Annotated in this window: 3 protein-coding genes; all 3 read right to left on the minus strand. The window is 52.2% G+C overall.

What is annotated here, in order from left to right; translation table 11 throughout:
- Nucleotides 1–198: 198 nt before the first annotated feature.
- Entirely contained in the window at nucleotides 199–600 is a 402-nt protein-coding gene (locus tag JIN85_RS19910) for a hypothetical protein (RefSeq protein ID WP_200274142.1), read from the minus strand.
- 71 nt (nucleotides 601–671) lie between these two features.
- Nucleotides 672–1,448 (minus strand): hypothetical protein, encoded by a 777-nt coding sequence (locus JIN85_RS19915; protein ID WP_200274144.1) that lies wholly within the window; start codon nucleotides 1,446–1,448, stop codon nucleotides 672–674.
- A 1,154-nt stretch (nucleotides 1,449–2,602) separates the two neighbouring features.
- Complete coding sequence (locus tag JIN85_RS19920; protein WP_200274146.1) at nucleotides 2,603–3,043, minus strand: hypothetical protein; 441 nt, start codon at nucleotides 3,041–3,043, stop codon at nucleotides 2,603–2,605.
- Nucleotides 3,044–3,577 lie beyond the last annotated feature (534 nt).

Raw genomic sequence — 3,577 nt, forward strand, 5'->3', positions numbered from 1 at the left:
CTCAAAACCTTCGCCGATCGGCTCCAGGAAAATGGCAAAAAGCCCAAGCAAATCATCATCGCCATCATGCGAAAACTGCTCCACCAAATTTACGGAATTCTCAAATCCGGCGAACCCTACAACCCCGAAAAAAGAGGCTTCCAAACCACCTGAAAACACCCGACCTCAGCCACTCAAAAGAATCCCAAAAAACTCAATTTACGGTTGATCTTTCAACGCAGCATCTTGTTCTGCAATCTGTTTTATTTGAAGGGACTGCACCGAAGTGTAAGCGCCCAGACAACCAATCAATAGAACCAATACGCCCGGCCATAGAGGAGGCACACCCGATTGGGCGATATCCGAAACCATCTCTCGAAAATTTCTATTCCGACTCTCACCACCGAAGCGCAGGGAGTATTCCTCAGGAAATATCTCAATGACATCGCTCTCCCGCAGTCTTCCTCCATCGACCTTTGTAATCGCCCACTTTTTGAGGTCCGCTTCGAGCTGCATTGCGTTGCTTATCGCATTTGTTCTCACCACGGTTCGATTAATCGTCGCATTGAACAGCCAAAACGCCCCGAATAGAACCAGTGTGGCTGCCATCAGCATCTTCATTTTAGCAGAACGTTAGAGGTGATTCACGCACGGTAGCGCGTTGAGTCCACCGCCTTGTTGGGCATCTTTAGTTATTGCATCCATTTGTACTCACCTGGGAATGGAAAGCGATATGAGATCGCCATCTTCTTCTCATTGATCAGAATCGCACCCTTCTCCTTTTCAGTAGCAATAAACTTCAGGAGTTCAGGGTAGTTCTTACTCTGTAAAAACACGCTGTAAGAATTCTCACCCCGTTTACGTGTCGTTTTGGCATTGAGATCCGGCCATCCCGCGGGCCAGACGATCGATTGATCCGGCGCATACTCGTATGGCCAGAACATCACCTCGATACTCTCTGGCAACCATGGATCTCCTGCATTCTCTCGCTCCTCCTCAATCTTCGCCAGAAAGGCTCGAACTTCTTTGGGAAGCGCCTCCCACATCTTGCGTTCCCCCTCGTCAATTGCTTTCGTGTCGGGATCGTCTCCCCCGCCGAGTGTGAGCGGTTTACGCCAATTGCCGTAAATCTCGATCTGCTTCTCGGGCGTCCAAATCGTAGTGGAAATCTGATCGGTCGCCGAGGAAAGCTCATACTCAGCATCTACCTTCGCTGGATCAAAGCCGAGGAGAGCTTCAGCCATCTTCGACGGATCATCGATCTTCCTTCGCGAAAAGGGTCGTTCAACGGTTGGCTTGGCAGTTTGGTAAATCACAGATCCATCGTCATAGATCGCAAACTTGGCGCTGTCGGAACCAATCACCATCCGCCACGGGTTCATCTCTCGAACCACCAGAATCGGAGAGGGATCAGCCGCAATCGCATTGCTGATAGTAATAATTGCGAGCAGGATGAGTATGCGGTTCATTCTTTTGGCCCAACGTAATAGCTGTGGCAGCGGTGGAAAGGAAGCCCGGATTCAACGAAGAGCGTTGTCGCCGCTTGCCACCAGCGACTTGTTGGCCTCCTCTTTTTTCAGGGCTATTCAGCCCTGCCTCAAAACTGCCGGAGTGCACGCGATAAATCCAAATACGGCCAGAACCACAAAACCCCTGGCTGAAAGTCCTCGATCAAGTCGAATATACAGGGTCGAGAGAAGGGCTGTAAGTAAGGCTGACCCGATCGCGATAGGCATGCATACACCCGCCTCGATCACCCTCAACAGATTACGACCAATGAAAAATTCGTCCGAGCGCGGGGATGCTGACGAATAAGAGGCAAGGGCAAAATACCGAGCGAGCACGACCGCGACGAACGGGGAAGCCGCAACAACTAGCAACGCCCTGAGAAGATCGGTTCGGGTCCTCGGCACAGCGTTCATGATTCTTGGCCAACGTCAGAGGCCTGCCAACCGCTACCGAGGGGTGGCCTCCTTCTCAGTTTGCGGTTTCTGATTACCCCCCGCCTTCGCCTCTGAGGCGGTAGCGGGTTGGTCAGCGCCGTCTTGTTGTGCAATTGGCTTTTGCTCCACGTCGACGAAGACTTCTTTCGGGTACCTCTCAGATCGCGTCAATTTCAAAGTCAAATCGTGCTGCTTACAGTAATTCTGGAATTTTCCGATTAGATCTGGTGAATCTGCGCACCAGAAAGACATCGACTCAATACGCCGCTTGCCCACAAAACGTTGATTGTAGTTACCAGGTTCCGGGAATCTTCGGATTGCATCACTCAGGGGTATAACGAATGAATCTGGCAGCAAGCTGGAGCGCATCCAAGTATCTGGCTGATTTTTGTCCTTCGCCAACCAACAGCGCGTGCAAATTAGTGAATCCTCATCGAAGAGAAGATTCGCGCAGATACTTCTGTTCCAAACCCACTGATTCTTACTCGGCTTTGTTTCATCGTCAGCAACTTTGCCGACGGTTGTAACCACCCCCCCGCAAGCCGGACATTCACCCGCCCCAAATAGAGGGAGAGCGAGGATAATCGCGAAGAAGGTATATAGAACGGCGGCTTTCATTTCTGCACAACGTCAAAGATGAGCCACGGCGCTCGCTGGCTCTGGCGCCTGGTTCGGCTTTTTCACTTTTGGCTCTGGAGTTGGATGAAACGCTTCGCCTCATCCTTGATGACTTCAGATGCTTCGGGGTGATCCGCCGCGAGGGCAAGAAGCTCGATCCAAAATGCGCGATCCTTCTCTGAACCATTCAAAATACGATTTACCATCCAGACACTGAGATCCGTCGGCTTTCGCCTCACAGACGCCGCAAGCAATCGCTCATACGAGCCAATGTGATTCTCCAGCGTATGCACAAGCGGTCCTGGCGTGCCTAACTCCGAATCAGGAAGACGCTCCATCAGTGCAAAAAACTCCGGGAAAACAGCGGTAGGATCAGGCAGTCCTTCTACCTCTTCGCACAAAGCATAAAGCTGCTCCGGCCCAGATCCGCCTTTCGAGTAGTCGAAGTCATCTGCCGTGAACTGCCGAAACTCACGAACGATTTCTGTGATGTCGCGATTCATATTTTTGCCGAACGTTAAAGGACACAGACCCCTGACCGGGGGCAAGGCTTCGACTGTGGGTTGAAGGTGGAATCATCATGGCGGCTAGAACTCGCGGCGGGTCAGGGGTTCTGTGCTCCGCCTTGTTAGCTCTTCTTTTAGTTTTCTGATCTGGCGCTCCCGATCCTTGTTCTCTCCGAGAGCTTCCATCCGAGCAATCTCCTTCTCCAAATCGTGTTGCCTCCTCACATTCGATTGCTGCTGTTGATCCTGACGGGCGTAAAGCCGCTTCCGACATTCCTCGCGAAGTAGTCGCCACTCACGAACGGCATCGCGTCGCGGAACCTCTACCTTGTAGCCAAGGCAGAAGCACTCATGCCCACAATCTGGGCAAGCCGGGATCTGACCGCTAATCTTCGGGTGTCGCCGGGAGGTGCGACACTCGAAACAGACCCAATTGTAGTTGCTAGCCGACATACTCAATCGTCATCGGAGTGTAACTCGACCCGCGCAATCTGCCAATCCTCCCAAGCGCGGTCTGGATCGATGTCGTCG

Origin of the sequence: Luteolibacter pohnpeiensis, from assembly GCF_016595435.1 — a bacterium.
GTDB classification, from domain to species: domain Bacteria; phylum Verrucomicrobiota; class Verrucomicrobiia; order Verrucomicrobiales; family Akkermansiaceae; genus Luteolibacter; species Luteolibacter pohnpeiensis.